Annotated in this window: 4 protein-coding genes; all 4 read right to left on the bottom strand. The window is 34.1% G+C overall.

Annotation, left to right across the window (positions count from 1 at the left end; translation table 11 throughout):
* Positions 1–102 precede the first annotated feature (102 nt).
* Complete coding sequence (hisG, locus tag RMR19_RS04745; RefSeq protein ID WP_310602352.1) at positions 103–744, bottom strand: ATP phosphoribosyltransferase; 642 nt, start codon at positions 742–744, stop codon at positions 103–105.
* Positions 745–765: 21 nt separating this feature from the next.
* Positions 766–2,025, bottom strand: a complete 1,260-nt coding sequence (gene hisZ / locus RMR19_RS04740; RefSeq protein ID WP_310602351.1) for an ATP phosphoribosyltransferase regulatory subunit — start codon at positions 2,023–2,025, stop codon at positions 766–768.
* Positions 2,026–2,404: 379 nt separating this feature from the next.
* A complete protein-coding gene (locus RMR19_RS04735) occupies positions 2,405–2,599 on the bottom strand; it encodes a hypothetical protein (protein WP_310602350.1) in 195 nt (64 codons plus the stop codon).
* 89 nt (positions 2,600–2,688) lie between these two features.
* Positions 2,689–3,921, bottom strand: coding sequence for an RtcB family protein (locus RMR19_RS04730; protein ID WP_310602349.1), 1,233 nt, complete (start codon positions 3,919–3,921; stop codon positions 2,689–2,691).
* Positions 3,922–4,024: the final 103 nt, after the last annotated feature.

The raw sequence follows: 4,024 nt of genomic DNA, 5'->3' as shown, positions 1-4,024 counted from the left end.
TTTTTACTATTTTCATAAATTAACCTTGCCTTTCTTATAACTTGCAAACACTAAGCTACAGTTACATTTTATTTTACAATGAATTTCGATAAAATCCTAGTACTAATTTCCTATTACACCTTTTAGCTCTGTAATTAACTTTTGAATTCTCTCATGTTCCATCTTCATACTAACTTGGTTTACGACCATACGTGCAGATAATGGACAGATTTCTTCTAATACTTCTAATCCATTCTCACGAAGTGTTGAACCAGTTTCAACGATATCAACAATCACTTCTGATAATCCAACAATTGGAGCTAACTCTATAGAACCATTTAATTTAATAATCTCTACCGTTTGATGCTTAATATTATAGAAATAATCTTTCGCAATATTCGGATATTTCGTAGCAACACGAATTAATTCGCCATGATGTAGTAAGTCCTTCGCAGAAGCTGGGCCTGCTACACACATTCTACACTTTCCAAGGCCTAGATCAATTACTTCATATAGTTTACGTCCTTCTTCCATAATGGTATCTTTACCAACAACACCTATATCCGCTGCACCATATTCTACATATGTAGGAACATCCGTTGCTTTTGCAAGAAAGAACTTTAGTTTCAATTCTTCATTTACGAAGATTAATTTTCTTGAATCTGGGTCTTTCATCTCTTCACAAGTAATACCAATCTGCTCTAAGATGGATAATGTTTTCTTGGCTAAACGACCCTTTGCCAATGCAAATGTTAAATATCTCATATGATAACTACTCTCCTTATCCTATTGAATCAAATCTGACATCTTAACTACGTTTGTTACATTTTCTTTCAGATTGATTACTTGAATTGTCTCACTATCTTCCATAACTAGCATACCACCCGTATTAGAACGTTTTGCATACTCTTTGTAACTATCATCGCTATAAGAAGCATTCATCGCTAACATCTCTATGTTCATTCCATGATTTCTGAAATATTTTGCTAATGTAATCGCTGATTCTCTAAATTCCCCATGGTATAAAATCAACGTATTATTCTCTACTAATTCTACTTCTATCTTCTGTCTTGATAATGCATTCATTAATTGATCTACTACAATTGCAACTCCGATTGCAGGTGCATCTTTACCAAATTGACAAACTAATTTGTCATAACGACCACCTGTTACAATGGCATCGCCTGTACCATATGTAAACCCACGGAAGATAACACCTGTGTAGTACTTATGTTTGCTAAGCATTCCAAGGTCAAATGTAACATAATCTCCAAAACCATATAAATTCAAGATATCGTATACATCTTTCAAACGTGAAATCGCCTTCTGTGCTTTTTCATTGCTTGTCATCTTACTTGCATACTCTAGTATCTCTTCATTGCCAAATAACTCAGGAAGTTTGAATAATACTTCCTTTAACTTAGAATCAATCGCTTTATTCGACACTAACTCTTCAACACCAAATAAATTCTTATCTTCGATTGCACCACGTAACTGTTCAATCTCTTCCTCTTCAAACCCTGCTTCTTCTACTAAACCATTGAAGAAATCTACATGACCAATTTCTAATTGAAATTCTTTTAAACCAACTTTTTGTAAACATTCAATTGATAGAGCAAGCATCTGTGCATCTGCATCTACTGTTGAATCGTTAATTAATTCTGCTCCAAGTTGTGTTGATTCTTTTAATTTTCCTTGGTAGCTACTATTGTTAATAAATGTGCTTCCCATATAGCAAAGACGAATTGGAAGATTCTCATCCCTAAAATACTTTGCAACACAACGTGCAATCGCAGGTGTCATGTCTGGTCGTAATGCCAAAGTATTTCCTTCTCTATCAAAGAATTTATACATCTCTTTCGATGCAACCGTTCCTTTTTCTTTACTAAATATATCATAAAACTCAAAAGAAGGGGTTTGGATATCTTTAAATCCATATAATTTCAAAACCTCATGCATACGGTTTTGCAGAATCAACTTCTTCTCACACTCTCCATTGTATATATCACGAACACCTTCTGGTGTATGTAGTAATTTATCAATCATAGTTTTTACATCCTTTCAAATATGCTTGTTTGTTATATCTTTAGTTGCTTCTCTTATTTAATCCGCTCAAATCTGTCTCTTTTATCACTTCATCGCTTTAAAGTGATAATTCGCTACTAAAGTAAATCTTGTTTAATTATACGTGATGAATAAAGCAATGTCAATGAGTTTTGCCTTGTTTCATCTCGCTCGCCTTTTATTATAATATAAATTAAAGATAATATCATCTTTAATTTGAAAAAATTTAATTATAAAAAAAACTCCCATGTAAGATAAACAAGTCTTTTGTTTCACTCATTTATCTTGAATGGGAGTATGAAATGCGTAGCAATCCGTGTATCAGTTGGGGGCAAAATGACTTTTGACCCCAAATTCATAATTATATTGAAAAAAATAAAATCAATGCCACAATCCCAAGTACTGTAATAAGTCCTCCAAGAACTTTTGTTTTTGTAGCAGATACATGTTCTTTTACAATTTTCATTTTTTTCAGAGTATCTAATGGTAAAAATAACATTAGTACACCAAATACAACGCACATTATCGCACAAGCCTTTTCTAATATTTCATACATAGGTACATTTCCCTTTCATTTTGGATTTTGTTCTTGTTAATTCTACCAAATATTCTATATTTCTGCATATAGTAAATTCTTCCTATGTCTTATCCTTTTACAACACCTACCGTTTCTAACTTTCGAATCGGTTTCACCAAATCTCTTTGATTTTCCATTACTTCATCAATATTCTTGTATGCAAATCGGCATTCCTCTGCAATATCACTCTTCTTATGTTTTGCTATTGCTACACCTTGCTCTCTCAAATCAAGAATTACTTTTTCAACAGGAAATGTTTCGATAGCCTTCTTTCTTGAATATGCTCTACCAGCACCGTGAGAAGAGGATTCAAAGGACATCTCATTACCAAGTCCCTCTACGACATAGCTGTATGACCCCATAGCTCCCGGAATTACTGCAATCTCTCCTTTTCGTGTTCTTGTAGCACCTTTTCGATGCACCCAAACATCTTTTCCATAATGTGTTTCATAAGATGCATAATTATGATGGCAGTTAATGATTTCACCAAATTCGATATCTTTTCCGATATATTTTTTAATCCATGTAGCAACAATATTACATGTATTGTCTAGCATACTTGCTCGGTTTTCGTAAGCATAATCTAACGCTAGATTCATCCAGTTGATATATTGCTTCCCTTCTTTTGTATCCACAGGCAAGAATGCCAAATGAAAGGAATCTGGAACTGCGCTGTACCATCTGCTATTCAGTTCCCTTGCTTTATTATGAAAATAATCACAGATTTCCTTTCCCAAATGACGGCTACCAGAATGAATCATAATCCCAAGATAACCATCTTGATCACGTTGTAACTCAATAAAATGATTTCCTCCTCCAAGCGTTCCGACTTGGTAATATCCATCGTCAATAAGTGGCACTAATTCTTCGTTATCCTTATATAAATCGAATTGCTCGTTCGCCTTATCTAAAACAGCAGAACTTTTCTTGGATTTATGACGGTTATATCCCACTGGAATATTACGAAGGATATCACCGACTATCGCCTGAACTAGTGGCCCGTTTCCTGTTGTAACTTCTAATAACTCTTCTACCTTAATATTCGTAGGCACGAATATCATCCCACAGCCTATATCCACACCTACTGCATTTGGAATAATCACCCCCTCCGTTGCGATTACTCCTCCAATTGGCATTCCCTTTCCCGTATGGGTATCAGGCATCAAAGATACCCATTTATGTATGAAAGGAAGATTGGCTAAATTATATGCCTGCTCAAGACAACTTTCCTCTATCTTACTTTCGTCCTGCAACCAGATTCTTATTGGATATTTTGTTCTTTCATTATACATTGTAAACATAGTGATTCCTCCCTTTACTTCGTAGTATTTAATAACTAACTTTGTATCTATATCTTAATAGATACTACCATTTTCTTCATTTAAAAAAAGTTGCGAGATTGAG

The sequence above is a fragment of the Anaerosporobacter sp. genome, from assembly GCF_031551385.1.
GTDB lineage: Bacteria > Bacillota > Clostridia > Lachnospirales > Lachnospiraceae > Anaerosporobacter.
The sequence above is the reverse complement of the archived record's forward strand: the minus strand, read 5'-3'. Positions and strand labels throughout refer to the sequence as shown.